The following is a 25,370-nucleotide window of genomic DNA, read 5'->3' as shown; positions in this document are numbered from 1 at the left end:
TCGGTAACGTGGAGCCCGCAACTGCATCGTTAACGGCGGGCAAACTCACATAGCCGCCGTACTACTACTGGGTAACACTGCTGAGCATGATGGAGCCGTCAGGCGAGCTGGCGCTAGCGGCGGAGTTCCCCACGCCGGACCGGGAGCAGTGGCTCGACCTGGTCCACGGCGTGCTCCGCAAGTCCGGCGCGGACTTCGAGTCCCTGGTCACCACCACCTACGACGGCATCCGCGTGCGGCCGCTCTACACCGCCGAGGACACCGCCCCGCCCAGCGGCTTCCCCGGTCTGGCGCCGTTCGTGCGCGGCTCCCGCCCGCAGGGCACGGCGGGCGGCTGGGACGTCCGGCAGCGGCACGCGGTCGCCGACCGCGAGGCGGTCGCGGCCGACCTGGACAACGGCGTCACCTCGCTGTGGCTGGAGATCGGCCAGGACCGCGTCCCGGTCGACCGGCTGGAGGACCTGCTCGCCGAGGTCTACCTCGACCTGGCCCCGGTGGTGGTGGACGCGGGCGCGGAGTTCGCCGCCGCCGGTCGCGAGATGCTGCGCGTGTGGCGGCAGCGCTCGGTGCCCGCGGGCGAGGTCCGGGGCAACCTCGGCGCGGACCCGCTGTCGGTGCTGGCCCGCACGAACCAGGACGCCGACCTGGCCGCGCTGGTGGACCTGGTCGACCGCGCCCGCGAGTTCCCCGAGCTGAAGGCGGTCGTCGTGGACGGCCTGCCCTACCACGAGGCGGGCGGCTCCGACGCGCAGGAGCTGGGCGCCTCGCTGGCCGCCGGGGTGGCCTACCTGCGGGTGCTCACCGAGGCGGGGGTGCCCGCCGCGCGGGCCTCGCGGCTGCTGGAGTTCCGCCTGGCCGCCACCGCCGACCAGTTCCTGACCACCGCCAAGTTCCGCGCGGCGCGGCGGCTGTGGGCCCGCGTCACCGAGGTCTGCGGCGCGCCCGCCCCGCAGGCGCAGCACGCGGTCACCTCGCCCGCGATGATGACCCGCCGCGACCCGTGGGTGAACATGCTGCGCACCACGCTGGCCTGCTTCGGCGCGGGCACCGGCGGCGCGGACGCGGTGACCGTGCTGCCCTTCGACGACGCGATCGGCCTGCCCGACGACTTCTCCCGGCGCATCGCCCGCAACACCCAGTCGGTGCTGCTGGAGGAGGCGCGGCTGGCCGGCGTGATCGACCCGGCGGGCGGCTCCTGGTACGTGGAGAAGCTGACCGACGAGCTGGCGCGCGCCTCGTGGGCGTGGTTCCAGGAGATCGAGGCGGCGGGCGGGCTGCTCGCGGCGCTGCGCTCCGGTCTGGTCGCCGACCGGCTGGCCGCCACCTGGCAGCGGCGCGCCGCCAACCTGGCCGACCGGACTGATCCGATCACCGGGGTCAGCGAGTTCCCGGACCCGGCCGAGCGGCCGGTGGTCCGCGCGCCCGCCCCCGAGCGGCCCGGCGGCGGCCTGCCGCGCGTGCGCTACGCCCAGGCGTACGAGGCGCTGCGCGACCGCGCGGACGCCGCCCCCGAGCGCCCCAAGGTCTTCCTGGCCACGCTCGGCCCGGTCGCCAGGCACACCGCGCGGGCCTCGTTCGCGGCCAACCTGTTCCAGGCGGGCGGCATCGAGACGCCGCAGGCCGGGGCGACCGCGACGGTCGAGGACGTGGTGGCGCGGTTCCGGGAGAGCGGGGCGCGGATCGCCTGCCTGTGCGGCAGCGAGTCCAGCTACGCCGAGCTCGCCGCGCCGGTCGCCGCCGCGCTGCGCGAGGCCGGAGCGCAGCGCGTCCTGCTGGCGGGCCAGGACTCCGGCGCCGGATCGGCCGCCGACGTCGACGAGTACGTGTTCACCGGCTGCCCGGCGCTGCGCGTGCTGGAGCACACCTTCGAGTTCCTCGGAGTTCCGCGATGATCCCCAACTTCGCCGAGATCGAGCTCGGGGAGCCGACCGAGACCAGCGCCGACCGGTGGCAGGAGGCACTGCAGGAGGCCACCGGCAAGGGCGCGGACGCGCTGGCGTGGGAGACCCCCGAGGGCATCGGGGTCAAGCCCCTCTACACCGGGGCCGACCTGGCGGGCCTGGACTTCCTGGGCACCTACCCCGGCATCGCGCCGTTCCTGCGCGGCCCGTACCCGACGATGTACGTCAACCAGCCGTGGACCATCCGGCAGTACGCGGGCTTCTCCACCGCCGAGGAGTCCAACGCCTTCTACCGGCGCAACCTGGCCGCCGGGCAGAAGGGCCTGTCGGTCGCGTTCGACCTGGCCACCCACCGGGGCTACGACTCCGACCACCCGAGGGTGGCGGGCGACGTGGGCATGGCGGGCGTGGCCATCGACTCGATCTACGACATGCGCCAGCTGTTCGACGGCATCCCGCTGGACCGGATGAGCGTGTCGATGACCATGAACGGCGCGGTGCTGCCGATCCTGGCGCTGTACGTGGTGGCGGCCGAGGAGCAGGGGGTGGCCCCGGAGCAGCTGGCCGGGACCATCCAGAACGACATCCTCAAGGAGTTCATGGTCCGCAACACCTACATCTACCCGCCGCAGCCGTCGATGCGGATCATCTCCGACATCTTCGCCTACACCTCGCGGGAGATGCCGAAGTTCAACTCCATCTCCATCTCCGGCTACCACATGCAGGAGGCGGGCGCGACCGCCGACCTGGAGCTGGCCTACACGCTGGCCGACGGCGTGGAGTACCTGCGGGCCGGGCGCGACGCGGGCCTGGACGTGGACGCCTTCGCGCCGAGGCTGTCGTTCTTCTGGGCCGTGGGCATGAACTTCTTCACCGAGGTCGCCAAGCTGCGCGCGGCCCGGCTGCTGTGGGCCAAGCTGGTCAAGGGCTTCGGCCCGCGCAACCCCAAGTCGCTGTCGCTGCGCACGCACAGCCAGACCTCCGGCTGGTCGCTGACCGCGCAGGACGTGTTCAACAACGTCACGCGCACCTGCGTGGAGGCGATGGCGGCCACGCAGGGGCACACGCAGTCGTTGCACACCAACGCCTTGGACGAGGCGCTGGCGCTGCCCACGGACTTCTCCGCGCGCATCGCGCGCAACACGCAGCTGCTGCTCCAGCAGGAGTCCGGCACCACGCGGGTGATCGACCCGTGGGGCGGCAGCGCGTTCGTGGAGCGGCTGACCCACGACCTGGCGCGCCGGGCGTGGGCGCACATCACCGAGGTCGAGGCCGCGGGCGGGATGGCCAAGGCGATCGACGCGGGCATCCCCAAGCTGCGCATCGAGGAGGCCGCCGCGCGCACGCAGGCGCGCATCGACTCCGGCCGCCAGCCGGTGATCGGCGTGAACAAGTACCGGGTCGAGATCGACGAGCGGATCGAGGTGCTCAAGGTCGACAACGCCGGGGTGCGCGCGCAGCAGCTGGCGAAGCTGGCCCGGCTGCGCGCGGAGCGCGACCAGTCCGCTGTGGACGCCGCGCTGACCGCGCTGACCAACGCGGCCGGTGGTGACGGGAACCTGCTGGAGCTGGCGATCGACGCGGCCCGCGCCAAGGCCACCGTCGGGGAGATCTCCGAAGCGCTGGGCCGGGTCTGGGGCAGGCACTCGGCGCAGATCCGCACCATCACCGGCGTCTACCGGCAGGAGGCGGGGGCCGTGCCCGACGTGGAGGCGACGCGCGCCGCGGTCGAGGAGTTCGCCGCGCTGGAGGGCCGCCGCCCGCGCATCCTGGTCGCCAAGATGGGCCAGGACGGCCACGACCGGGGCCAGAAGGTGATCGCCACCGCCTTCGCCGACCTCGGCTTCGACGTCGACGTCGGCCCGCTGTTCCAGACCCCGGACGAGGTGGCCCGCCAGGCCGTCGAGGCCGACGTGCACGTGGTCGGGGTGTCCTCGCTGGCCGCCGGGCACCTGACCCTGGTGCCCGCGCTGCGCTCGGCGCTGGCCGGGCTGGGCCGCGAGGACATCATGATCGTGGTCGGCGGGGTGATCCCGCCGCAGGACTTCGACGCGCTGCGCGAGGCGGGCGCGGCGGCGATCTTCCCGCCCGGCACGGTCATCGCCGACGCCGCGGGCGCGCTGCTGCGCGAGCTCGCCGAACAGCTGGGGCACGGGCAGCTGGGGCACGGGCAGTCGGGGCAGGGGCAGCTCGGGCATGCCTAGGCCGGTGGTCGACGTCGGCGCGTACGCCGAGGGCGTGCTCGCGGGCGACCGGGGCACGCTGGCGCGCGCCATCACGCTGGTCGAGTCGACCCGCGCGGACCACCGGGCGCTGGCCCAGGAGCTGCTGCTGCGGCTGCTGCCGCACACCGGAGGCGCGCACCGGCTGGGCATCACCGGCGTGCCCGGCGTGGGCAAGTCGACGTTCATCGACGGGTTCGGCTCGATGCTGACCGGGCGCGGCCACCGCGTCGCGGTGCTGGCGGTGGACCCGTCGTCCACCCGCACCGGCGGCAGCATCCTGGGCGACAAGACCAGGATGGCGCGGCTGGCGGTGGACCCGGCCGCGTTCATCCGGCCGTCGCCGACCTCGGGCACGCTCGGCGGCGTGGCCAGGGCCACCCGCGAGACGATCCTGCTGGTCGAGGCCGCGGGCTACGACGTGGTGCTGGTGGAGACCGTCGGCGTCGGCCAGTCCGAGGTCGCGGTGGCCAACATGACCGACTGCTCGCTGCTGCTGACCCTGGCCCGCACCGGCGACCAGCTCCAGGGCATCAAGAAGGGCGTGCTGGAGCTGGCCGACGTGATCGCGGTGAACAAGGCCGACGGCCCGTTCGAGGCCGACGCCCGCAAGGCCGCGCGCGAGCTGGCGGGCGCGCTGCGGCTGCTGCGCGCGCCCGGCGCGTCGTGGACGCCGCCGGTGCTCACCTGCAGCGGGCTGACCGGCGCGGGCCTGGACCAGGTGTGGGAGCGGGTGCTGGCGCACCGCGAGACCCTGGAGCGGGCGGGCGAGCTGGCCGAGCGGCGGCGCGGGCAGCAGGTCGAGTGGACCTGGGCGATGGTCGACGAGCGGGTGCTGGCGCGGGTGCGGGAGGCGGTCGAGGACCTGGCCCCGGAGCTGGAGCGGCAGGTGCGCGACGGCGAGCTGACCGCCACGCTGGCCGCCGAGCGCATTCTGGCGGCGTTCGCGGCCGGAAAGCGTGAAGCTGTTTCAGACGACAGTTGACGGTGGTATCCCAGCGTGGCGATGACTACGCTAGGCGACCATGTGGCGATCTCTGCTCGCGGTGTGCCTGCTCGCCCTGGCAGGCGCTTTCAGCGTGACCGGGGCGGCGAGCGCGACCGCTCCGCAGGGCGACCACGTGGTCGTCGCCGCGCAGCCGACGGAGACGCCGACCCCGACGGGGACCGGTCCGGAGCTCGACCCGCCGCAGCAGGACAACGCCGAGGCCGAGCCGAGCGCCCGGCAGAAGATGTGGCTGGGCGGCACCGCGCTGGTGCTGTTCGCCCTGGTCTTCTGGCGCAACAAGCGCAAGTGGGCCAAGTGGCGGGCGGGCAAGGGCTGAATTCCCCTAGAACGGGTGTATCCCAGCTTCTGGGAGCGCCTCATCGTTATATGGTCCCAGTGTAGGGACGTCTGCGCAGACTTGATCGGTCTGGCCGAAGTTCGCACACCGCTTGTCGTTCCCGTGCGACCGGCCGCCGGTTGACCCGCGTCAGGTGCGTCCTGCCCGCGGGCGGTGATGCAGGATGGAACGCAAATGAGTACCGACTTCAAGATGAGCACGCGCTCGACCGTCGAGCGGTACTCGACCGCGCTGGTGGACCTGTCCCGCAGCATCCACGCGGAGCCCGAGCTGGCGTTCGCGGAGCACCGCAGCGCGGCCAAGGTGTCCGGCCTGCTGGAGGCCGAGGGCTTCGAGGTCGAGCGCGGCGTCGCGGGCCTGGACACCGCGTTCACCGCCACCTACGGCTCCGGCGAGCTGGTGCTGGGCCTGTGCGCCGAGTACGACGCGCTGCCCGAGGTCGGGCACGCCTGCGGGCACAACGTCATCGCCGCGGCCGCCACCGGGGCCGCGCTGGCGCTGCGCGAGGTGGCCGACGCGCTCGGCATCACCGTCCGGGTGATCGGCACCCCCGCCGAGGAGGTCGGCGGCGGCAAGGTGCTGCTGCTGGAGCGCGGCGTGTTCGACGGCGTCGCGCTGTCGATGATGGTGCACCCCGCCCCGTACGAGGCCATCGCGGCGCGCTCGCTGGCGCTGGCCGACCTGGAGGTCCGCTACACCGGCAAGCCGTCGCACGCCGCCGCGGCCCCGCACCGCGGGGTCAACGCGGGCGACGCGCTCACCGTGGCCCAGGTCGCCATCGGCCTGGCCCGCCAGCACCTGGAGCCCGGCCAGATGGTCAGCGGCATCGTGACCAAGGGCGGCGCGGCGCCGAACATCATCCCGGCCAGCACCTCCGCCGTGTTCGACCTGCGCGCCGACGACCTGGACTCGCTGCGCAGGCTGGAGCAGCGGGTCGACGACTGCTTCCACGCCGGGGCGCTGGCCACCGGCTGCTCCTACGAGGTCGTCCGGGTGTCGCCCCCCTACGCGGAGCTGACCCCCGACCAGTGGCTGGCGGAGGCCTACCGGCGTGCCGCGGTCGAGCTGGGCCGACGACCGCTGAGCCCCGAGGAGGAGCTCCGCGAGAAGATCGGCAGCACCGACATGGGCAACATCACCCGTGCGCTGCCCGCCATCCACCCGACCATCGCCATCGACTGCGGAGACGCGGTGAACCACCAACACGAGTTCGCGACAGCCTGTGCGTCGGCCTCGGCCGACCGAGCGGTGCTCGACGGAGCGCTCGCCCTCGCCTGGACGACCATCGCCGCGGCGACGGACGACCGGCAGCGCGAGCGGCTCCTGGGCGCAGTGGCAGGTGCGTCGTGACGGTCCTCGACTCGCGTCCCGAGCTGCCGAGTGAGGAGGACCCCGAGGTGCTGTTGTCCGAGCGGGGGGTGAGCATTGCCCCTGTGCGCGATCTCGGGGAGGGGCGGGGCCCGTCGTGGCTCGACGACTGGCTGGCGGCCAACGCCACCGAGGTCGTGGCCTGGCGGCGGCACATCCACGCCCACCCCGAGCTGTCCCGCAAGGAGCACCGCACCACCGAGCTGATCGAGCAGGTGCTGCGCTCCGCGGGCCTCAAGCCCAGGCTGCTGCCCGGCGGCACCGGGCTGGTCTGCGACGTGGGCAGCGGCCCGCGCTGCGTGGCGCTGCGCGCGGACATCGACGCGCTGCCGCTGACCGAGAGCACCGGCGCGTCGTACGCGTCGACCGTGGAGGGCGTCTCGCACGCCTGCGGGCACGACGCGCACACCACCGTGCTGCTGGGCGCGGCGCTGGCCCTGGCCTCGGCCACCGAGCTGCCCGGCCGGGTCAGGCTGGTGTTCCAGCCCGCCGAGGAGGTCATGCCCGGCGGCGCGCTGGACGTGCTGGCGGCGGGCGGGCTCGACGGCGTGGAGCGGATCTTCGGGCTGCACTGCGACCCCCGGCTGGAGGTCGGGCGGGTGGGCACCAGGATCGGCCCCATCACCTCCGCCTCGGACATGCTGGAGCTGCGGCTGACCTCGCCGGGCGGGCACACCTCCCGGCCGCACCTGACCGCCGACCTGGTGCACGCGCTGGGCACGGTGATCACCGGGCTGCCGTCGCTGCTGTCCAGGCGGGTGGACCCGAGGTCGGGCACGGTGCTGGTGTGGGGCGCGGTGCACGCGGGCGAGGCGCCCAACGCGGTGCCGCAGGACGGCGTGCTGCGCGGCACCCTGCGCACCGGCGACCGGGACATCTGGGCCGAGCTGGAACCGCTGATCAAGGAGCTGACCGCGGCGCTGCTGGCGCCCACCGGGGTCGGGTTCGACCTGCACCACCGGCGCGGCGTGCCCCCGGTGGTCAACGACCGCGAGAGCACCGTGCTGCTGCGGGCGGGCATCGAGGCCGCGCTCGGCGAGGACGCGCTGGCCGGGACCGAGCAGTCCTCCGGCGGCGAGGACTTCGGCTGGTACCTGGAGCACGTGCCCGGCTCGTTCGCCCGGCTGGGCGTGTGGGACGGCGTGGAGCGGCAGCGCGACCTGCACCAGCCCGGTTTCGACCTGGACGAGCGGGCCCTGCTGGTGGGCGTGCGGGTGATGGTCCACGCCGCCCTGGCCGCCCTCGCCTGACGCCTGCAAGTACTACCCGACCCGCCGCGACGGGCCGTTGACTACTACCCGGCCTCATGTCCTCTTGGCACGGGTAGTAGTTATGCGCTCAACGGGGCGCGTCGGGTAGTACTTGCCGACGCGGTCAGGAGACGGGGTCGGTGATGCGGGGGCGGGCCTCGGGGGCGGACGAGCGGACCGCGTCCGCCGACTGGTCGTTCGGCTCGCCCTGCGAGGCGCGCTCGGCCTCCACCCGCGCGGTGTAGACCGACACCTCGTGCTCCACCCTGGCCTCGTCCCAGCCGTGCACCCCGGCCATCAGCCGCGCCACCGGCAGCGCGCACTCCACGCCCCGGTGCGGGTACTCGATGGAGATCCGGGTCCGCCTGGTCAGCACGTCCTCCAGGTGCAGCGCGCCCTCGTGCGAGGCCGCGTAGACGACCTCCGCCTGCAGGTAGTCCGGCGCGGCCGGGACCGGCTTGAGCAGCTCGGGGTTGTCCGTGGACAGCTCCAGCACCTCGTGCACCAGCGAGCCGTAGCGGTCCAGCAGGTGCCGCACCCGGTAGGGGTGCAGCCCGTACGCGCCCGCCAGCTGGTCGGCCTGGTTGACCAGCGCGTGGTAGCCGTCCGCGCCGACCAGCGGCACCTTGTCGGTGATCGACGGCTGGATGCGGCCGGGCACGTCCACCGCCGCGGCGTCCACCGCGTCCGCGCCCATGACCCGGTAGGTGGTGTACTTGCCGCCCGCGATGGCCACCAGCCCCGGCGCCACCCGCGCCACGGCGTGCTCCCGCGACAGCTTCGAGGTCGACTCGCTCTCACCGGCCAGCAGCGGGCGCAGCCCGGCGTAGACGCCCTCGATGTCGTCGTGCGTCAGCGGCGTGGCCAGCACCGAGTTGACGTGGTCGAGGATGTAGTCGATGTCCTTCTCGGTGGCCGCCGGGTGGGCCAGGTCGAGGTTCCAGTCGGTGTCGGTGGTGCCCACGATCCAGTGGTTGCGCCAGGGGATGACGAACAGCACCGACTTCTCGGTGCGCAGGATCAGGCCCGACTCGGAGACGATCCGGTCGCGCGGCACCACGATGTGCACGCCCTTGCTGGCCCGCACCCGGAACCGGCCCCGGCTGCCGGACAGCCGCTGCAGCTCGTCGGTCCACACGCCAGTGGCGTTGATCACGGCGTGCGCCCGCACGTCGGTCTCCCGCCCGTCCTCCACGTCGCGCACGCGCACGCCGGAGACCCGGTCGGCCTCCCGCAGGAAGCCGACGACCTGGGTGGAGGTGCGCACCACCGCGCCGTAGTGGGCGGCCGTGCGGCCCACCATCATGGTGTGGCGGGCGTCGTCGGCCTGGGCGTCGTAGTACCGGATGCCGCCGATGAGCGCGTCCCGCTTGAGCGCGGGCACCATGCGCAGCGCGCCCGCCCTGGTCAGGTGCTTCTGGCCGGGCACCGACCGGGCGCCGCCCATGGTGTCGTAGAGCAGCAGGCCCGCCGCGGTGTACGGGCGCTCCCACACCCGGTGCGCCAGCGGGTACAGGAAGCTGACCGGCTTGACCAGGTGCGGAGCGATCCTGGTGAGCATCAGCTCGCGCTCCCGCAGCGCCTCGCGGACCAGCCCGAACTCCAGCTGCTCCAGGTAGCGCAGGCCGCCGTGGAACAGCTTGCTGGACCGGCTGGACGTGCCGGAGGCCAGGTCGCGGGCCTCCACCAGGGCCACCCGCAGGCCGCGGGTGGCCGCGTCCAGGGCGGCCCCGACCCCGACCACACCACCACCGATGATCACCAGGTCGAACGTGTCCGCGCCGAGCCGCTGCCAGGCCAGTTCCCGCTCGGCTGGGCCGAGGCGACCGGTGGCGGCGGGGTGAGCCGGCTTGCGCGTGACCAAGGGGAACGCCTCCTCGCGTGCCGCGAAAATGTCCGACCAGGACTGACCAGATCACGTTACCCGCTGGTACGCCACTGTAGACAAACGATCAGCGGGCGAACTAGCTTCACGGCACAGTGTGGGGTGGGCAGCGCCGCCGAACCCGTGACGAGCGCCACCACCTGCTTAGGCGAGGAGGTCGGCGAGTGAGCAGTGCCTCGATCTTCGTGTGGGAGACCCTCGGCACGGCGATCCTGATCCTGATGGGCGCGGGCGTCGTGGCCAACGTGGTCCTCAAGGACACGCTGGGCAGCGGCGGCGGCTGGTTGTTGATCAACTTCGGCTGGGGTTTCGCGGTGTTCGCGGGCGCCAGCATCGCCGCGCCCAGCGGCGCGCACCTCAACCCGGCGGTGACCCTGGGCCTGGCCGTCGCGGGCAAGACCGAGTGGGCGCAGGTGCCGGTGTACTTCGCCGCCCAGCTGCTCGGCGCGTTCCTGGGCGCGGTGCTGGCCTGGCTGACCTACAAGCTCCAGTTCGACGCCCACGACGACCCGGCGGGCACCCGCGGCATCTTCTGCACCGCGCCCACCGTGCCCGGTCGCGGCTGGAACGTGCTCACCGAGGTCATCGGCACGTTCGTGCTGGTCGCGTGGGTCCTGCTGAGCCCGGCCGCCAAGGCCGCCGCGGACGGCGTGCCGCAGCTGGGCAACTCCGCGCTCGGCTACGCGGGCGTGGCCTTCGTCGTCATCGGCATCGGCAACTCGCTGGGCGGCCCCACCGGCTACGCCATCAACCCGGCGCGCGACCTCGGCCCGCGCATCGCCTACGCGATCCTGCCCATCAGGGGCAAGGGCAGCGCGGAATGGGGGTACTCGTGGGTCCCGGTGGTCGGCCCGCTCCTCGGCGCCGCCCTCGCCGGCCTGCTCTACCTGGCCCTCCCGGTCTGAAAGGACGTCCCGCACGATGACCAAGTACGTGGCCGCGATCGACCAGGGCACCACGTCGACCCGCTGCATGATCTTCGACCACTCCGGGCGCGTGGTCTCGGTCGATCAGAAGGAGCACGAGCAGATCTTCCCCAAGGCCGGGTGGGTCGAGCACGACGCGACCGAGATCTGGGCCAACACCCGCCAGGTCGCCGCGGGCGCGCTGGCCAAGGCCGACCTGACCGCCGCCGACATCGCCGCGGTCGGCATCACCAACCAGCGCGAGACCGCGCTGGTGTGGGACCGCACCACCGGGCAGCCGATCTACAACGCGATCGTGTGGCAGGACACCCGCACCGACCGCATCTGCCAGGAGCTGGCCGCCCTGGGCGGCGGCCAGGAGCGCTACCGAGCCAAGACCGGCCTGCCGCTGGCCACCTACTTCTCCGGCCCCAAGGTGCGCTGGATCCTCGACAACGTCGAGGGCGCGCGGGAGAAGGCCGAGGCGGGCGAGCTGCTGTTCGGCAACATGGACACCTGGGTGCTGTGGAACATGACCGGCGGGGTGAACGGCGGCCTGCACATCACCGACCCGACCAACGCCTCCCGCACCCTGCTGATGGACCTGGACACGCTGGACTGGGACGCCGACATCGCGGCCGACATGGGCATCCCGCTGTCCATGCTGCCCGAGATCCGCTCCTCCTCCGAGGTCTACGGCAAGGTGCGCGAGCGCGGCGCGCTCGCGGGCGTGCCCATCGCGGGCGACCTGGGCGACCAGCAGGCGGCCACGTTCGGCCAGGCGTGCCTGTCGCCGGGCGAGGCCAAGAACACCTACGGCACCGGCAACTTCCTGCTGCTCAACACCGGCACCGAGAAGGTGATGAGCGACAACGGCCTGCTCACCACGGTCTGCTACAAGATCGGCGACAAGGCCCCGGTGTACGCGCTGGAGGGCTCCATCGCGGTCACCGGCTCGCTGGTGCAGTGGCTGCGCGACAACCTCGGCATGATCAAGGACGCGGCCGAGATCGAGGAGCACGCGCGCACCGTGGAGGACAACGGCGGCGCGTACTTCGTGCCCGCGTTCTCCGGCCTGTTCGCGCCGTACTGGCGCTCCGACGCGCGCGGCGCCATCGTCGGCCTGACCCGGTTCGTCAACAAGGGCCACCTGGCCCGCGCGGTGCTGGAGGCCACGGCGTTCCAGTCCCGCGAGGTCATCGACGCGATGAACGCCGACTCGGGCGTGCCGCTGAAGTCGCTCAAGGTCGACGGCGGCATGGTGGTCAACGAGCTGCTGATGCAGTTCCAGGCCGACATCCTGGGCGTGCCGGTGATCCGGCCGGTGGTCAACGAGACCACCGCGCTGGGCGCGGCCTACGCGGCGGGCCTGGCCGTCGGGTTCTGGCAGGGCGAGGACGACATCCGGCAGAACTGGGCCCAGGACAAGCAGTGGGACCCGCGGCTGGACGAGGCGGTGCGCGAGAAGCAGTACCGCAACTGGAAGAAGGCCGTGACCAGGACCTTCGACTGGGTCGAGGACGACGACTGAGCCGAGGACCGGGCCGGGACCGGCGCGGCCACGCCCACCGGCGTGGCCGCGCCGCCCGCGTCAGTCCAGGTCGTCGTGCCGCATCAGCTGGCGGCCCGCCTCGGTGATCGAGCCGGTCAGCGACGGGTAGACGGAGAACGTGGTGGCCAGGTCCTCCACGGTGAGCTGGTTCTGCACCGCCATCGCGATGGACAGGATCAGCTCGCTGGCGTTGGGCGCGACCACCACGCCGCCGATCACCACGCCGGTGGCCGGGCGGCAGAACAGCTTCACGAAACCGCGCCGCAGGCCCTCCATCTTGGCCCTCGGGTTGGTGGTCAGCGGCAGCATGATGGTGCGCGCGGGCACCTCGCCGGAGTCGATGGCCTGCTGGCTGATGCCGACGCTGGCGATCTCCGGGTTGGTGAACACGTTCGCCGCGACCGTCTTGAGCTTGATCGGGCTCACGCCCTCGCCCAGCGCGTGCCACATGGCGATGCGGCCCTGCATCGCGGCCACCGACGCCAGCAGCAGCACGCCGGTGCAGTCGCCCGCCGCGTAGACGCCGGAGATGTTGGTCCGCGACACCCGGTCGACCGGGATGTAGCCGCCGCGGCCCAGCTCGATGCCGATCTTGTCCAGGCCGATGTCGCTGGTGTTGGGCACGCTGCCCACGGTCATCAGGGCGTGGCTGGCCTCGATCGTGCGGCCGTCCTCCAGGTGGATCAGCACGCCGTCGCCGACGTTCTCCACCCGGTCCGCGCGGGCGTGCTTGACCACCGACGTGCCGCGCTCGGCGAACACGTCCTCCAGCACCACGGCGGCGTCCGCGTCCTCGTGCGGCAGCACCCGGTCCCGGCTGGAGACCATCGTCACCTTCACGCCCAGCTCGGTGTAGGCGGAGGCGAACTCCACACCGGTGACGCCGGAGCCGATCACCGCCAGGTGCTCGGGCAGCTCGGGCAGGTCGTAGATCTGCCGCCAGGTCAGCACGCGCTTGCCGTCGGGCTCCGCGCCGGGCAGCACGCGCGGCGTCGCGCCGGTGGCGATGAGCACCACGTCGGCGGGCAGCACCTCCTTGGTGCCGTCCTCGGCCAGCGCGACCACCTGGTGCTGGGCCAGGCCGCGCGCGTCGTCGCAGAACTTCGCGGTGCCCTTGATGATGCGCACGCCCTCGCGCTGCAGGCGGGCGCGGATGTCGGCGGACTGCGCCAGCGCCAGGCCCTTCACCCGGCCGTGGACCACCGGCAGCGACACCTCGGCGGCCACGCCGTCCATGCGGATGCCCAGCTCACCGGCGTTGCGGAAGGCCGAGCGGCCCCCGGCGGAGGCGATGAAGGTCTTCGAGGGCACGCAGTCGTAGAGCACGCACGCCCCGCCCAGGCCCTCGCGCTCCACCACGGTCACGTCGGCACCGTGCTGGGCCGCTACCAGTGCCGCCTCGTAACCTGCGGGGCCACCGCCCATGATGACGATGCGGGTCACGACACGTCCTCCTCCAGTTCGACAGGCAGGCACAACCGTACGCGGTCGGGTGTCGGGGCGTGTCGTCCGGTCTTCTGGTTCCTCCCGGTGATCGCGGGGTCGCTAGGCTGTCGTCGTGCCGCTCTATGCCGCGTACGGGTCCAACATGGACCCGAACCAGATGATGGAGCGAGCCCCGTACTCCCCGATGGCCGGGACCGGGTGGCTCGCCGGATGGCGTCTGACGTTCGGTGGCGAGGACCTCGGCTGGGAGGGCGCGCTCGCCACCATCGTCGAGGACCCCGACTCGCAGGTGTTCTGCGTGCTCTACGACGTGAGCCCGCGCGACGAGGCCACCCTCGACCGCTGGGAGGGGGCGCTGGGCCTGTACCGGAAGATCCGGCTGCGGGTGCAGACCCTGGAGGGCTCGGTCGTGGCCTGGCTGTACGTCCTGGACGCCTACGAGGGCGGCCTGCCCTCGGCGCGCTACCTCGGCGTGGTCGCCGACGCCGCCGAGGCGGCGGGCGCCCCGGACGACTACGTCGCCGACCTGCGCACCCGCCCCTGCCGAGGCATCGGCTCCTAAACCCCGCGAGTCGAACGCTCAGGTACCGCGAGTCGAACGTCCAGGACCCCCGAGTTCGTCACCCAGGCGCCGGAACAGCCGGGTCGGGTCGCGGAGGTCCGAGACGTCGGCCCGGATCACCGTCCACCCGCGCCTGCGCAGGTCCTCGTCCCGCACCCGATCCTCGGCCTGCTTGCCGACGTGGGCCGCGTAGCCGTCGTACTCCAGCGCCACCCGGCGGTCCGGCCAGGCGAAGTCCAGCCGCCAGACCAGTCGCCCGTCCAGGTCCCGCACCGGGTGCTGCGCCTCGGGCACCGGGAAGCCCGCTTCGACCACCTTGAGCAGCAGGCCGCTCTCGGGCGGCGACTCCGGCAGGCCGGTCGCCAGGTCCAGCAGGAACGCGCCCCGGCGTCGTCCGCGCGGGTCGGGGCGACGCGCGATGCGCACCGCGAGGTCGGCCTTGGCCTCGGCCCGCTGGTCCGGGCGCAGGAACGACAGGGCCTGGTCCGCGCAGGCCAGAGCGGTGTGCCGGACCGCGCGGCAGAGCAGGTCGCCGATCGCGTGCTCCAGCGTCACGCAGGGCAGGCCGTCGAGTTCGACCACATCGGCGGGGTCGAGGTTCTGGTAGTGGACCGCCAGGTCCGGTCGCGGCCGCAGCTTGCGGTCGTAGCCCAGGAACAGGTGGACGCGTTCGGTCTCGGCCGCCGTGCAGCCGTGCAGCCAGGCCGAGGTGTGGCCCGCGAGCACCGCGCCGCGTCCGGCGGCCAGCAGCGCCGCCGCCGCGCGGGTGCGGAAGTCGGCCATCCTCGCCCGCGCGACCACGACGGTGCGCGAGTAGCTGACGAGGCTGCCCTCCGCGATGGCGCGGCGCAGTTCCAGCGTGCCGAGGTGGGCGATCAGGTCGGTGCGGGCGTGGGCGCCGTGGAGTCCTTCGGGAATCTCGATCATGTACTACTCGATCGCCGAGCCCGGAAATCCGGTCATGGTTCACCCGAAGGTGGAAACCGCCGAACCTGAGCGTTGAACTCAGGGGTTCTGGGCGTTCGACTCGCGGAAGAGCTCGTCGAGGTGGTGGGTGAGGCGGCGGAGGTCGACGGGGGAGACGGTGCTCCACGGCTGCTGGCCCGGCGCGGCCCGGCGCATCTGCACGTAGCGCCCCTTGGGCGTGTCGAAGAACGCCACCACGCGCTCCGGCCGCACCCGCTTGCCCCACTTGTCCCGCGCCGCCACGCCGAACTGCCCCCGGTGCCCGGCGTCGCGGAACATCTCCGCCAGCGTCCGCGCGTCCTCCGCCCGCACGCCGCGCCCGCGCAGGGCGGTCTCCAGCTCCTCCGGCGTCGACGCCCCGGCCGCCGCGGCGTCCAGGTCCGGGCTGGGCAGCGTCACCGAGTGCCCGGCCCCCGGTCCCAGCGGCGGCAGCACCGACAGCGCCTCGCGCGGCAGCCCCTCGCCGGAGGCGGGCCGCAGCGTGAGCTGGTCGCCGTCCAGCACGGCCAGCACGCCCGAGCGCCCCTTGGCCGCGGCCAGCACGCGCACGCTGCGGCCCAGCCACAACCTGCCGTCCACCTCCTGCTGCGGCCGGTTGAGCAGGTGCAGCAGGTCCTCCAGCGCCGGGTCCAGCGACACCGGCCTGCCGAGGCCGCGCCGCTCCAGGTCCGCCCACACGCGCCGCACCAGCTCGGCGCGCTCGCCGTGGGTCTTGCCCGGCGAGGGCACCTTGAGCACCAGCGGCATGGTCTCCAGCCGCAGGTGCTCCCAGAGCACGTCGAACTCCAACGCCGAGATGGTCACCGGTTCGCGCAGGTCGGGCGCGTCCGGGTCGAGGCCGAACAACGTCATCAGAAGGGCCGGCTCTCCCCGATCACCGGTGGCGAGATCATCCCGCCGATGCCGTAGATGTCGTCGGTCTCGCGCAGGTAGTCGGCCGCGTCGTGGAAGGTGTCCTCTTCCTCCTCCGCCGACCGCGCGCCCATCCCGCCGAACGGGTCGAACGCGGGCTGCTGCGGCGCGGCCTGCACGGTCCGCTTGTGCACGGTGTCGCCGCCCGACTGGGCCGCGCCGGGCAGCGCGCCGGACGCGCCGCCGGGGGCGACCGCCGCGGTGTGCTGGGCGTTGGCGCTGGTCGCGATGGCGCCGAACTCGGCCGAGCTGATCGACGTGGTGCCGCTGCTGTGCCCCGCCGCCGCGGCCGATTGGCCGTTCTGAGCGGACGCGGCGGTGTGCTCGGACGCGGCGGCGCGCTCGGACTCCGACTCGGCCCTGCGCCGGTCCTGCGCGCCCCGCCCGCCGATCACGCCGGGCGCGAACGTGCTGCCGCCGCTGCCACCGCCGCCGGACGGCGTGGGCGCGCCGTTCGCGGTCCGGGTCGTGGCCCCGCCCTGCGCCGGGCCCGCCGCCGACGTGCCCGTCGAGGGTCCGCCGGACGAGGGCCGGCCCACCACGGAACCCCCTGCGGGCGGTCGCGGTGCGGGCACCACGCCACGACCGCGCCCACCCCGGCCACCACCGCGGCCCCACCGGCCGCCGTGCCCGCCGCGCGGGCCGCCGTAGAAGCCGAAACCGGGTGCGCCGCCCGCGCCGGGCGCCTCGTTGCGCACCACCTCGGTGGCGTTGACCACCAGCTGCGGCGGCTGGTGGAACTGGCCGAGGGTGCTGGTGTTCGTGGTCGTGCTGGAGGCGTAGGTCGCCATGACCTCGCGGGCGCGCTGCTCGGCGGCGTTGTGCGCCTTCTCCTGCAGCTCGTAGTCGGTCTGCCCGCCCACCAGGTGGGTCAGCGCGCTGATGAAGGTGCCGGGGTCCTCGGCGGTCACCTTCACCGGCGGCGGCATGTCGGCGCGGGCCTTGGCGATGAAGTCGGCCTGGAGCTCGGCGGACACCCGCATGACGTCGGCTCCCGCGCGGGCGTCGTCGGCCCACGCGGCCAGGGGGCTGATGCCCGCGCGCGCCTGGTCGGCCGCGCTGCCCTCCCAGTGCGCCCCGGAGCGGGCCACGCCCGCGTGCAGCTCGGCGTTGATCTCGGTCAGCGCGGCGGCGATCCCCTCCCAGCGCTCCACGGAGGCGTGCGACGCCTGTGGACCAGGGCCGGAGTTGATCTTCTGGTAGAGCTCTTCGTGGCTGTACCCGCTCCAGCGGTGTCCATCGGGCATGAAGTTCCCCTTGCCTGCCGCGGCCTCAGCAGCCGCCCTGCTGCTCCATCAACCCGGTGTTGTCGTCCTCGATGGCGTGGTACTGCCGCTCGACCAGGGTCAACGCGTCCATCGCCGCCTTGAGCTGCTGCTGGTAGCTCTGCAGCGCGCCCAGCGCCGAGTCACCCGACTCGAACGAGCGCTCGTTGAACTTCTCCGCGGCCTCGGTGCTGACCGGGTCGCCCGCCCACGGACGCACGCGGACCTCGTTGATCGCCAGCTCGATCTGCTTGTCCAGCTTCGTCAGCGCGCCGGAGAACGCGGTCTTGAGGCTGGGGATCGCGGTGGGATCCACGTTCAGCGTGTGCGACACGGGCGGTGAACCCGCGTCGGCACCCCAACCGTGGTCTTCCGACGGCATGGGTCGACCTCCCGACTCTCATCAGCGCACGGTCACTGTAGCCGGCCGATCCGACAGCGGGGAGTGCTTGGACGCTACTTCCCCCGTGCGGGTCAGCCCCGCTGCAGCAAACTGGCCACCGCCGCCTCAGCCGCGCGCTGCGCGCCCTGGCACAGCGCGTCCTGGCCGAGGGCGGTCCGGTTGCCGCCGTCGCGGAACATCACGTCCAGGAACTGCCCGTCCGCCACGTCGACCTCCACGTTGCACACCTCGTCCAGCTGGGGGGTGCGCACGATCAGCGCCGGAAAACCCATGATCCGGGTCAACCTGGCGTCGACCTGGGCGTCCTCGGTCAGCCACACCCGCGCTCCCTCCACTACGACGAGGGCCAGCCGCACCACGTTCCCGCTGATGTTGCTGCGGATCGTGCACGCCTTCGCGTTGCCGAAGGTGGTCTCCAGGTACGGGCTGGGCGGGTTGTCCAGGCTCAGCTCGGCGCGCTGCTCGGGGGTGAGCACCGCGCACGGGTCGACGTCGTCCAGGCGCACGTCGCGGGGTCTGGGCGGCAGCGCAGGCGCGGTCGTGGTGGTCGCCGCGAGCGGTTCCTCGACGGGGCCGTCGGCGTTCCTGGCGGCGGGCGCGGGCGTGCACGAGACCAGCGCCAGCGCGCAGAGCGCGGAGACGATCAGGCGGGTGGCCCTCATGCGCGCCTACCGTAGCCGCGTCCACACGCCCGGCCGAGCGCCGGGGGAGAACCCGCACCGGCCCGCCACCCGCCGCCCGGCCTCGTCGGTCGGGGCGCAGGTGATGGCGGGCAGCTCCAGGAAGCCGAAGCCGAACCGCAGCACCGCCGACGTGGCGTGGGTGGCGATGCCCCTGCCCCGGTGGTCGGGGGTGGTCCAGCAGGTCAGCTCGCCGGTCATGGCCAGCGCGACCTCGCCGACCGCGGTGCCGGTGAGCTGCTCGCACACCGCCCACGTGCACCGCTCGTCGTCGGCCCACTCGCGGTCGCGCTCGGCGATGTGCGCCGAGGCCGCCGCCATGTCCGCGACCAGGCCGCCGCCGACCAGGGCGACCCGGTCGTCCACGCGGTCGTCGGCGCGCAGCTGCCGGAGGTAGAACTCGCCCGCGTTGATCTCGACCGGTTCCATGCCCCCCGACGCTAGCGCCCCCGGCCCCGGAACACCCAAAGCGGTGAACGCCCGGCTCGTCCCACCGGACGCCCGGTTCGCGTGATCGGGTGAGCCGAGCTCAATACAGCACACCGAGGGTGGACAGGTGGGGGCGGTGGGCGGAGGCGGGGCGGCCGTCGGGGGCGGTGGTCAGCTCGACGAGCCAGTCGGCGTCCTCGGCGTCGTCCTCGCCCGCCAGGAGGTCCTTGTGCACGTGGCAGGGGGCCCAGCCCTCGGCGGCGAGCCGGTCGGCCAGCGCTTCGGCCTCGTCGCGGTCGTGCAGGACCAGCAGGACCGGGACGGGGGCGGGCGCGTCGCCGGTGGGCGCGGGGTCGTCCAGCAGGCCGCGGGTGGTCAGCGCCTCGTGCAGGGCGGGGTAGTCGGGGACGTGCACGCCGTCGATGCCGACGGAGCGCGCCGCGGCGGCGTTGTCCGGGTCGTCGTCGCAGAACAGCGTCCTGGACGGGGAGTGCTGCAGGACGCGCAGCGCGCGGCGGAACGCCTCGGGGGCGGGCTTGGCCACGCCGATGCGGCTGGACGAGACCACCGCGTCCACCTCGCGGTCCAGGCCCAGCGCGCGCAGGTCCTCGGGCAGCCTGCTGGTGGCGTTGGTCAGCAGCGCCACCCGGCACCGCCGCCGCACCCGCCGGACCAGCTCCAGCACCTCGGGCACCACGGTGCCCGGCCGGGTCCACGCGGCCACCGCCGCCTCGGCGGTGGCGCGGGGGAGGCCGTCGGCCGCCAGCCGGTCGCGGATCGCCTCCCGCCACCGCTCGTCGGGCACCTCGCCGACCAGCGCGGGACCGGCCAGCTCGAACGCCACCCGCGCCAGCGCGCCGCGCGGCAGCCCGTGCGCGTCCTCGACCGGGTCGTCCGGCCCGTGCCGCCGCAGCACCCCGTCCAGGTCGAGCAGCAGCAGCGTCGGCGCGCTCACCGCCGCCTGCCCATCCCGCCGAGCAGCAGCACCGCGACGGGGATGAGCAGCAGCACCTGCGGAATCCGCACCAGCGCCCACAACCCGACGCACGCCAGCACCACCAGGGGCACCACCACGCGCGGGTCCGGGCGGAACGACCGCCGCACCGGCGGCTGCGCCGTCGACAGCGGCGCGACCTGCTGGAACCGGGGACGCGGCGGGGGCAGGTCGGCGAACAGGGCCATCAGCTCACCGCGCGTCCTGGCGGTGCTCACGCGGGCCGAGCGCTCGCCGTACTCCTCGACGTCCAGCCTGCCCTCGCCCAGGTGCTCGCCGAGCAGCTCCAGCGCCTGCGCGCGCTCGGCGTCGCCGATCCGGATGTCCCGCTCATCCACGCGGCCGGGCTCAATCCTTGATCTCGCAGAGCACGGTGCCCTGCGTGACGGGCGCGCCCGGCTCGGCCGCCAGGCCGGTCACCACGCCCGCCTTGTGCGCGGTCACCGGGTTCTCCATCTTCATGGCCTCCAGCACGACGATCAGCTCGCCCGCCTCGACCCGCTGCCCCTCCTCGACGGCCACCTTGACGATGGTGCCCTGCATCGGCGCGGACACCGCGTCGCCGGAGGCCGCCGCGCCGCCCTTGCCGCCGCCGCGCTTGCGCGGCTTGGCCTTCGCGCCCGAGGCCCGGCCGCCGCCGGTGGCGGGCGCGAGGTCGCCGGGCAGCGACACCTCCAGCCGCCTGCCGCCGACCTCGACCACCACGGTCCGCCTCGGCTGCTCCTCCTCGGCCTCGGCCGGGTCGGTGAACGGGGGCACGGTGTTGTCGAACTCGGTCTCGATCCACCGGGTGTGCACGCTGAAGCCGCTCTCGTCGCCGACGAACGCCGGGTCGCGCACGACCAGCCGGTGGAACGGCAGCACGGTGGCCATGCCCTCCACGACCATCTCGTCCAGCGCCCGCCGGGCCCGCTCCAGCGCCTGGGCGCGGTCTTCACCGGTGACGACGAGCTTGGCCAGCAGCGAGTCGAACTGGCCGCCGATGACGGTGCCGCTCTCCACGCCCGCGTCCACCCGGACGCCGGGGCCGGACGGCGCGACGAACGAGGTGACCGTGCCGGGGGCGGGCAGGAAGTTGCGGCCCGCGTCCTCGCCGTTGATGCGGAACTCGATGGAGTGACCGCGCGGCGTGGGGTCCTCGGTGAACCGCAGCGGCTCACCGGCCGCGATCCGGAACTGCTCGCGCACCAGGTCGACGCCCGCGGTCTCCTCGCTGACCGGGTGCTCCACCTGCAGCCGGGTGTTGACCTCCAGGAACGAGATGGTGCCGTCCAGCGCGACCAGGTACTCGACGGTGCCCGCGCCGTGGTAGCCGGCCTCCTTGCAGATCGCCCGCGCGGAGGAGTGGATGGTGGCGCGCTGCTCGTCGGTCAGGAACGGCGCCGGGGCCTCCTCGACCAGCTTCTGGTGGCGGCGCTGCAACGAGCAGTCGCGGGTGCCCACGACCACGACGTTGCCGTGCTGGTCGGCCAGCACCTGGGCCTCGACGTGCCGCGGCTTGTCCAGGTAGCGCTCGACGAAGCACTCGCCCCGGCCGAACGCGGCCACCGCCTCGCGCACCGCGCTGTCGTACAGCTCGGGGATCTCCTCCAGCGTGCGGGCCACCTTCAGGCCGCGCCCGCCGCCGCCGAACGCGGCCTTGATGGCCACCGGCAGGCCGTGCTCCCTGGCGAAGGCCACGACCTCGTCCGGGCCGGACACCGGGTCCTTGGTGCCGGGCACCAGCGGCGCGCCCGCGCGCAGCGCGATGTGCCGGGCGGTGACCTTGTCGCCGAGGGCGCGGATGGCGTGCGGGGTCGGCCCGATCCAGGTCAGGCCCGCGTCCAGGACGGCCTGCGCGAAATCGGCGTTCTCGGACAGGAAGCCGTAGCCGGGGTGCACCGAGTCCGCGCCCGACCGCTTGGCCACGTCCAGCAGCTTGTCCACCGACAGGTAGCTCTCGCCGGGCGTGCTGCCGCCCAGGGCGAACGCCTCGTCGGCGAGCCGGACGAACGGGGCGTCCCGGTCGGGGTCGGCGTAGACCGCCACGCTGGCCAGCCCCGCGTCCCGGCAGGCCCGGATGACCCGGACGGCGATCTCGCCGCGGTTGGCGACGAGGACCTTGCGCAGCGACACGACGTCCTACCTCCTGGCAGCGCTGGTGGTGGCGATGGGGCGAGTTTAGTGACCCCCTGGTGCGCATCAACCGAGAGACAGCTCACGTGCGAGTGCGAGAATCCGCCCGTGACACGACCTCCCGCCACCGTGTTGAGCACAGCCTGCGCGGCCGTCGCGATCACCGTCGCGGGGGTGCTCTACGCCTGGTCCACCCGCCCCGCCGCCCTCTCGGACGCGGACCTCTCGCCGCCGAGGGACGAGCTGATGTGCGGCACCACCGCGTGCCGCTCGGTGGCCGAGGCGGTGGTGGTCGGCGACGAGGTGGAGGTGCTGGCGGGCCAGGGCTCCGGCTACACCCGCACCAGCGGCACCTCCGGCCGGTACATCTTCGAGCTGGCCGTCGCCCAGTCCGGCGCCGAGCTCAACGACGAGTCGCTGAGCTGCGTGGACGCCGAGACCAGCGTCTGCCTGGTGCGCGGCAAGGCGGGCACCGAGGAGCTGGGCGAGGTGCTGGTGCGCCGCGGCGCGGTGTGGACCAAGGCCCCCAGGCCCTACGTCTCCAGCGGCGGCCACCTCGGCCTGCACGACGTGGACGGCGACGGCGTGGTCGACGTGGTGGCGGTGCAGCGGGCCTGCCCGGCGGGCCAGGAGTGCCTGCGGCGGTTCGCGCAGGTGTTCACCCTGGCGGGTGAGACGGGGGAGCTGGGCTGCACGGCCATCGTCGCGGAGCCCGAAGCCCTGCCGGGGTGGCCGATCGTGCGGCCGCCCCAGGCAGGGCTTCGTCCGTGCGGTTAGCGGGGGGTCAGGCGGGCAGCGGCTCCCGGACCGGGCCGCCGTCGAGCAGCGGCGGGGCGCTGGGCGCGTTGAGCACCTCGTCGTCGATCAGGCCCTCGCCGCGGGCGACCAGCACCGGCACGGTGATCTGGCCCGCCACGTTGGTGGCGGTGCGGACCATGTCCAGGATCGGGTCGATCGCGTAGACCACGGCCACGCCGGTGGCGATGACCTCCGGCGGCATGTTCACCGCGCCCAGGGTCAGCGTCAGCATGGTGAACCAGCCCGTGGTGCCCGCGGTGGCCAGCGCGCCGAACACCGCGACCGCGACGATCGCCACGTACTGCCACACGCCCAGCTGCACGCCGAACAGGTTGGCGATGAACACCGTGGCGATGGCCGGGTAGACCGCGGCGCAGCCGTCCATCTTGGTGGTGGTGCCCAGCGGCACGGCGAAGCTGGCGTAGTCCGAGTCCACGCCCAGGTTGGCGGCGGTCTGCCTGCTCAGCGGCAGCGTCGCGCCCGAGGAGCGGGACACGAAGGCGAACTGGATCGCGGTCCACGCCTTGGCGAAGAACACGCGGGGGCTGACCTGGCCGACGAACCGCAGCAGGACCGGGTAGACCACGAACAGCACCAGCAGCGTGCCCCCGTAGACCGCCGCGATCAGCGAGAACAGCGGGCGGACGAACGAGTTGCCGTAGGTGGCGAACGCGGTGCCGATCAGGCCGAACACGCCGATCGGGGCGAGCAGCACGATCCAGCCGACGATCTTCTGGATCAGGTCGAACGCCGAGCGGGTGAGGTTGACGAAGGGCGCGGCCTTCTCGCCCAGCGCGTACGCGGCGAAGCCGACCAGCAGCGAGATGAACACGACCTGGAGCACCTCGCCCTCGGTGAAGGCGGTGAACAGGTTCGACGGCACCAGCGAGTCCAGCAGCGCGCCCCACGAGCCGGTGGCGCGGGCGGACAGCCGCTCGACGGTGGCCTCGCTCGGCGTCACCTGCACGCCCTTGCCCGGCCCGAAGACCAGCGCGATGGCCAGGCCGATGAGGACCGCGACCAGCGAGGTGGCGGCGAACCACAGCAGCGTCTTGCCGCCCAGCCGGGCGGCGGTGCGGGAGCCGCCGAGCTTGCGCAGGCTGGTGATGCCCACCACGATCGCGGTGAACACCAGGGGGATGACGGTGAGCTGGAGCAGGCTGGTGAACACGTCACCGACCTTGTCCAGGGTGGTGACCAGCCAGGACTGGTCGGTGGCCTGGGCCAGGTAGCCCGCGAGGGCGCCCAGGACCAGCGCGGCCAGGACGGTCGCGCCGAAGACCTTCGGCTTGGTGTAACTGCGGACGAACGACACTGCGGTGCTCCGGTGGGGTGCGCAGGGGGACGGGGGGTCGAGGGCGGATCAGCCCCGACAGCCCGTGTTCGTCCTGCGCCCGAAGTCGATGTGACGGCGGCGCGTCAGCAGTTCGTTCATCGCACCTCCCAACGCCGGGGGCTGCCAGGGAGCTTCCCGAACGCGGGCAGGTGTGACAACCGCTACCAGATGTCGGACACGGTGACGCCGACCTGGCGCAGCAGGCGGCGGGTCAGCGGCAGGCTGATGCCGATGACGCTGGACGGGTCGCCGTCGATGCCGTCCACGAACCACCCGCCCAGGCCGTCGAGGGTGAACGCGCCCGCGACGCCCAGCGGCTCGCCGGTGGCCAGGTACGCCTCCAGCTCGTCCTCGGTCGGGGTGCCGAAGCGGACCGAGGTGGCCTCGTGCGCGGCGGCGCGGTCGGCGACCTGGCCGTCCTTGAGGCGCAGCACGGCGTGCCCGGTGAGCAGGGTGCCGGTGGTGCCCGCCATGCGCTGCCAGCGCTCCCTGGCCACCTCGACGGTGCCGGGCTTGCCCTGCAGCCTGCCGTCGGCGGTGAGCAGCATCGAGTCGCAGCCGACCACCACGGCGTCCCGCTCGTCGCCCGCGACGGCCTCGGCCTTGGCCACGGCCAGCGCGGTCACCAGCTCGGCGGGGGAGGGGTCGACCAGCGCGGCGGCCACCGCGTCCTCGTCCACACCGGACACCCGGACCACGGGTTCCACCCCGGCGGCGCGGAGCACGGCCAGGCGGGCGGGGGACGCGGAAGCCAGCACGAATCGCACCCGCCAACCCTAACCAACGCGGTCCCGGCCAACGCGGTGCGTAGAACTACCGATGCGGCCGGGGCCGGGCGGCGGGCACCCTCGTGGTGTGCAGCGTTGGGCCCTGGTGGTCCGCCGGACCGACCTGGCGGCGGGTCGGCGGCGGTGGTGGTGGTTCGCCGCGCCCGCGGTCGTCGTCGCGGCCGTGGTGCCGCTGGTGGTCGCGACCGACCCGGTGGGCTACGGCGTGGTGTTCTGGCCGTTCGCGGGGGCCGACGAGCAGGTCGAG

24 protein-coding genes are annotated in these 25,370 nt (G+C 73.6%); 11 read left to right on the top strand and 13 right to left on the bottom strand.

Features of this window, described 5'->3' with window-relative positions; all coding sequences use genetic code 11:
- Positions 1–86 precede the first annotated feature (86 nt).
- The 6 genes from IEZ00_RS24605 to IEZ00_RS24580 all read left to right on the top strand — a co-directional run bounded on the left by IEZ00_RS24605 (position 87) and on the right by IEZ00_RS24580 (position 8,087).
- On the top strand, positions 87–1,892 hold the full coding sequence (locus IEZ00_RS24605; RefSeq protein WP_229796044.1) for a methylmalonyl-CoA mutase family protein: 1,806 nt from the start codon (positions 87–89) through the stop codon (positions 1,890–1,892).
- Entirely contained in the window at positions 1,889–4,105 is a 2,217-nt protein-coding gene (scpA, locus tag IEZ00_RS24600; RefSeq protein ID WP_189225687.1) for a methylmalonyl-CoA mutase, read from the top strand. Before IEZ00_RS24605 ends, scpA begins: the two co-directional genes overlap by 4 nt.
- Positions 4,098–5,108 carry a methylmalonyl Co-A mutase-associated GTPase MeaB gene (gene meaB, locus IEZ00_RS24595; protein ID WP_189225686.1) on the top strand — a complete coding sequence of 337 codons (1,011 nt, stop codon included), beginning with the start codon at positions 4,098–4,100 and terminating at the stop codon, positions 5,106–5,108. The genes scpA and meaB overlap by 8 nt, the downstream gene beginning before the upstream one ends.
- 40 nt (positions 5,109–5,148) lie before the next feature.
- On the top strand, positions 5,149–5,448 hold the full coding sequence (locus IEZ00_RS24590) for a hypothetical protein (protein ID WP_189225685.1): 300 nt from the start codon (positions 5,149–5,151) through the stop codon (positions 5,446–5,448).
- A 195-nt stretch (positions 5,449–5,643) separates the two neighbouring features.
- Positions 5,644–6,819, top strand: a complete 1,176-nt coding sequence (locus tag IEZ00_RS24585; RefSeq protein ID WP_189225684.1) for a M20 family metallopeptidase — start codon at positions 5,644–5,646, stop codon at positions 6,817–6,819.
- On the top strand, positions 6,816–8,087 hold the full coding sequence (locus IEZ00_RS24580) for a M20 family metallopeptidase (RefSeq protein WP_189225683.1): 1,272 nt from the start codon (positions 6,816–6,818) through the stop codon (positions 8,085–8,087). Before IEZ00_RS24585 ends, IEZ00_RS24580 begins: the two co-directional genes overlap by 4 nt.
- Positions 8,088–8,211: 124 nt before the next feature.
- Here IEZ00_RS24580 and IEZ00_RS24575 read toward each other — a convergent pair whose 3' ends face one another.
- Positions 8,212–9,951, bottom strand: a complete 1,740-nt coding sequence (locus IEZ00_RS24575; protein WP_189225682.1) for a glycerol-3-phosphate dehydrogenase/oxidase — start codon at positions 9,949–9,951, stop codon at positions 8,212–8,214.
- A gap of 185 nt (positions 9,952–10,136) precedes the next feature.
- Between IEZ00_RS24575 and IEZ00_RS24570 the strand changes: the two genes are divergently transcribed.
- Together IEZ00_RS24570 and glpK are read left to right on the top strand one after the other, a co-directional pair.
- Positions 10,137–10,877, top strand: a complete 741-nt coding sequence (locus tag IEZ00_RS24570) for an MIP/aquaporin family protein (protein ID WP_189225681.1) — start codon at positions 10,137–10,139, stop codon at positions 10,875–10,877.
- Positions 10,878–10,893: 16 nt separating this feature from the next.
- The gene (glpK, locus tag IEZ00_RS24565) at positions 10,894–12,408 is read left to right on the top strand and encodes a glycerol kinase GlpK (RefSeq protein WP_189225680.1); all 1,515 of its coding nucleotides are present in this window, start codon (positions 10,894–10,896) and stop codon (positions 12,406–12,408) included.
- A gap of 60 nt (positions 12,409–12,468) precedes the next feature.
- Here the strand turns inward: glpK and IEZ00_RS24560 are convergent, their stop codons facing one another.
- A complete protein-coding gene (locus IEZ00_RS24560; protein ID WP_189225679.1) occupies positions 12,469–13,872 on the bottom strand; it encodes an NAD(P)H-quinone dehydrogenase in 1,404 nt (467 codons plus the stop codon).
- A 115-nt stretch (positions 13,873–13,987) separates the two neighbouring features.
- Between IEZ00_RS24560 and IEZ00_RS24555 the strand changes: the two genes are divergently transcribed.
- Entirely contained in the window at positions 13,988–14,437 is a 450-nt protein-coding gene (locus tag IEZ00_RS24555; RefSeq protein WP_189225678.1) for a gamma-glutamylcyclotransferase family protein, read from the top strand.
- A gap of 18 nt (positions 14,438–14,455) precedes the next feature.
- On the opposite strand, the gene IEZ00_RS24550 is transcribed toward IEZ00_RS24555, so the two are convergent.
- The 9 genes from IEZ00_RS24550 to IEZ00_RS24510 all read right to left on the bottom strand — a co-directional run bounded on the left by IEZ00_RS24550 (position 14,456) and on the right by IEZ00_RS24510 (position 22,201).
- Positions 14,456–15,364, bottom strand: a complete 909-nt coding sequence (locus IEZ00_RS24550; RefSeq protein ID WP_189225677.1) for a DUF559 domain-containing protein — start codon at positions 15,362–15,364, stop codon at positions 14,456–14,458.
- 78 nt (positions 15,365–15,442) lie between these two features.
- Complete coding sequence (locus IEZ00_RS24545; RefSeq protein WP_189225676.1) at positions 15,443–16,255, bottom strand: ESX secretion-associated protein EspG; 813 nt, start codon at positions 16,253–16,255, stop codon at positions 15,443–15,445.
- Positions 16,255–17,562, bottom strand: coding sequence for a PPE domain-containing protein (locus IEZ00_RS24540; protein ID WP_189225675.1), 1,308 nt, complete (start codon positions 17,560–17,562; stop codon positions 16,255–16,257). The genes IEZ00_RS24545 and IEZ00_RS24540 overlap by 1 nt, the downstream gene beginning before the upstream one ends.
- 25 nt (positions 17,563–17,587) lie before the next feature.
- The gene (locus tag IEZ00_RS24535; protein WP_229796043.1) at positions 17,588–17,896 is read right to left on the bottom strand and encodes a transcriptional regulator; all 309 of its coding nucleotides are present in this window, start codon (positions 17,894–17,896) and stop codon (positions 17,588–17,590) included.
- A gap of 158 nt (positions 17,897–18,054) precedes the next feature.
- Positions 18,055–18,645: a DUF3558 domain-containing protein gene (locus tag IEZ00_RS24530; RefSeq protein ID WP_189225673.1), complete on the bottom strand. Its 591-nt coding sequence runs from the start codon at positions 18,643–18,645 to the stop codon at positions 18,055–18,057.
- A gap of 6 nt (positions 18,646–18,651) precedes the next feature.
- A complete protein-coding gene (locus IEZ00_RS24525; RefSeq protein ID WP_189225672.1) occupies positions 18,652–19,092 on the bottom strand; it encodes a GNAT family N-acetyltransferase in 441 nt (146 codons plus the stop codon).
- Between the two features lie 100 nt (positions 19,093–19,192).
- The gene (locus IEZ00_RS24520; RefSeq protein ID WP_189225671.1) at positions 19,193–20,047 is read right to left on the bottom strand and encodes an HAD-IA family hydrolase; all 855 of its coding nucleotides are present in this window, start codon (positions 20,045–20,047) and stop codon (positions 19,193–19,195) included.
- Positions 20,044–20,424 (bottom strand): DUF1707 SHOCT-like domain-containing protein, encoded by a 381-nt coding sequence (locus IEZ00_RS24515; protein ID WP_189225670.1) that lies wholly within the window; start codon positions 20,422–20,424, stop codon positions 20,044–20,046. The genes IEZ00_RS24520 and IEZ00_RS24515 overlap by 4 nt, the downstream gene beginning before the upstream one ends.
- 10 nt (positions 20,425–20,434) lie before the next feature.
- Complete coding sequence (locus IEZ00_RS24510) at positions 20,435–22,201, bottom strand: acetyl/propionyl/methylcrotonyl-CoA carboxylase subunit alpha (protein ID WP_189225669.1); 1,767 nt, start codon at positions 22,199–22,201, stop codon at positions 20,435–20,437.
- A gap of 108 nt (positions 22,202–22,309) precedes the next feature.
- Between IEZ00_RS24510 and IEZ00_RS24505 the strand changes: the two genes are divergently transcribed.
- On the top strand, positions 22,310–22,978 hold the full coding sequence (locus IEZ00_RS24505; protein WP_189225668.1) for a hypothetical protein: 669 nt from the start codon (positions 22,310–22,312) through the stop codon (positions 22,976–22,978).
- A 7-nt stretch (positions 22,979–22,985) separates the two neighbouring features.
- Here IEZ00_RS24505 and IEZ00_RS24500 read toward each other — a convergent pair whose 3' ends face one another.
- Both IEZ00_RS24500 and IEZ00_RS24495 read right to left on the bottom strand, forming a co-directional pair.
- The gene (locus IEZ00_RS24500; protein WP_189225667.1) at positions 22,986–24,314 is read right to left on the bottom strand and encodes a dicarboxylate/amino acid:cation symporter; all 1,329 of its coding nucleotides are present in this window, start codon (positions 24,312–24,314) and stop codon (positions 22,986–22,988) included.
- A gap of 182 nt (positions 24,315–24,496) precedes the next feature.
- Entirely contained in the window at positions 24,497–25,102 is a 606-nt protein-coding gene (locus tag IEZ00_RS24495; RefSeq protein WP_189225666.1) for a Maf family protein, read from the bottom strand.
- Positions 25,103–25,190: 88 nt separating this feature from the next.
- On the opposite strand from IEZ00_RS24495, the gene IEZ00_RS24490 reads away from it, so the two are divergent.
- A partial coding sequence (locus IEZ00_RS24490; RefSeq protein ID WP_189225665.1) for a hypothetical protein occupies positions 25,191–25,370 on the top strand: 180 nt, incomplete at its 3' end.

It is taken from the genome of Saccharothrix coeruleofusca, from assembly GCF_014648515.1.
GTDB classification, from domain to species: domain Bacteria; phylum Actinomycetota; class Actinomycetes; order Mycobacteriales; family Pseudonocardiaceae; genus Actinosynnema; species Actinosynnema coeruleofuscum.
This window is presented reverse-complemented; position numbering and strand designations above follow the sequence as displayed.

Coding starts and splice junctions, on each gene's coding strand:
- IEZ00_RS24605 (WP_229796044.1), top strand. CDS start 87: ATGATGGAGCCGTCAGGCGAGCTGGCGCTAGCGGCGGAGTTCCCCACG.
- scpA (WP_189225687.1), top strand. CDS start 1,889: ATGATCCCCAACTTCGCCGAGATCGAGCTCGGGGAGCCGACCGAGACC.
- meaB (WP_189225686.1), top strand. CDS start 4,098: ATGCCTAGGCCGGTGGTCGACGTCGGCGCGTACGCCGAGGGCGTGCTC.
- IEZ00_RS24590 (WP_189225685.1), top strand. CDS start 5,149: ATGTGGCGATCTCTGCTCGCGGTGTGCCTGCTCGCCCTGGCAGGCGCT.
- IEZ00_RS24585 (WP_189225684.1), top strand. CDS start 5,644: ATGAGTACCGACTTCAAGATGAGCACGCGCTCGACCGTCGAGCGGTAC.
- glpK (WP_189225680.1), top strand. CDS start 10,894: ATGACCAAGTACGTGGCCGCGATCGACCAGGGCACCACGTCGACCCGC.
- IEZ00_RS24550 (WP_189225677.1), bottom strand. CDS start 15,364: ATGATCGAGATTCCCGAAGGACTCCACGGCGCCCACGCCCGCACCGAC.
- IEZ00_RS24545 (WP_189225676.1), bottom strand. CDS start 16,255: ATGACGTTGTTCGGCCTCGACCCGGACGCGCCCGACCTGCGCGAACCG.
- IEZ00_RS24540 (WP_189225675.1), bottom strand. CDS start 17,562: ATGCCCGATGGACACCGCTGGAGCGGGTACAGCCACGAAGAGCTCTAC.
- IEZ00_RS24530 (WP_189225673.1), bottom strand. CDS start 18,645: ATGAGGGCCACCCGCCTGATCGTCTCCGCGCTCTGCGCGCTGGCGCTG.
- IEZ00_RS24525 (WP_189225672.1), bottom strand. CDS start 19,092: ATGGAACCGGTCGAGATCAACGCGGGCGAGTTCTACCTCCGGCAGCTG.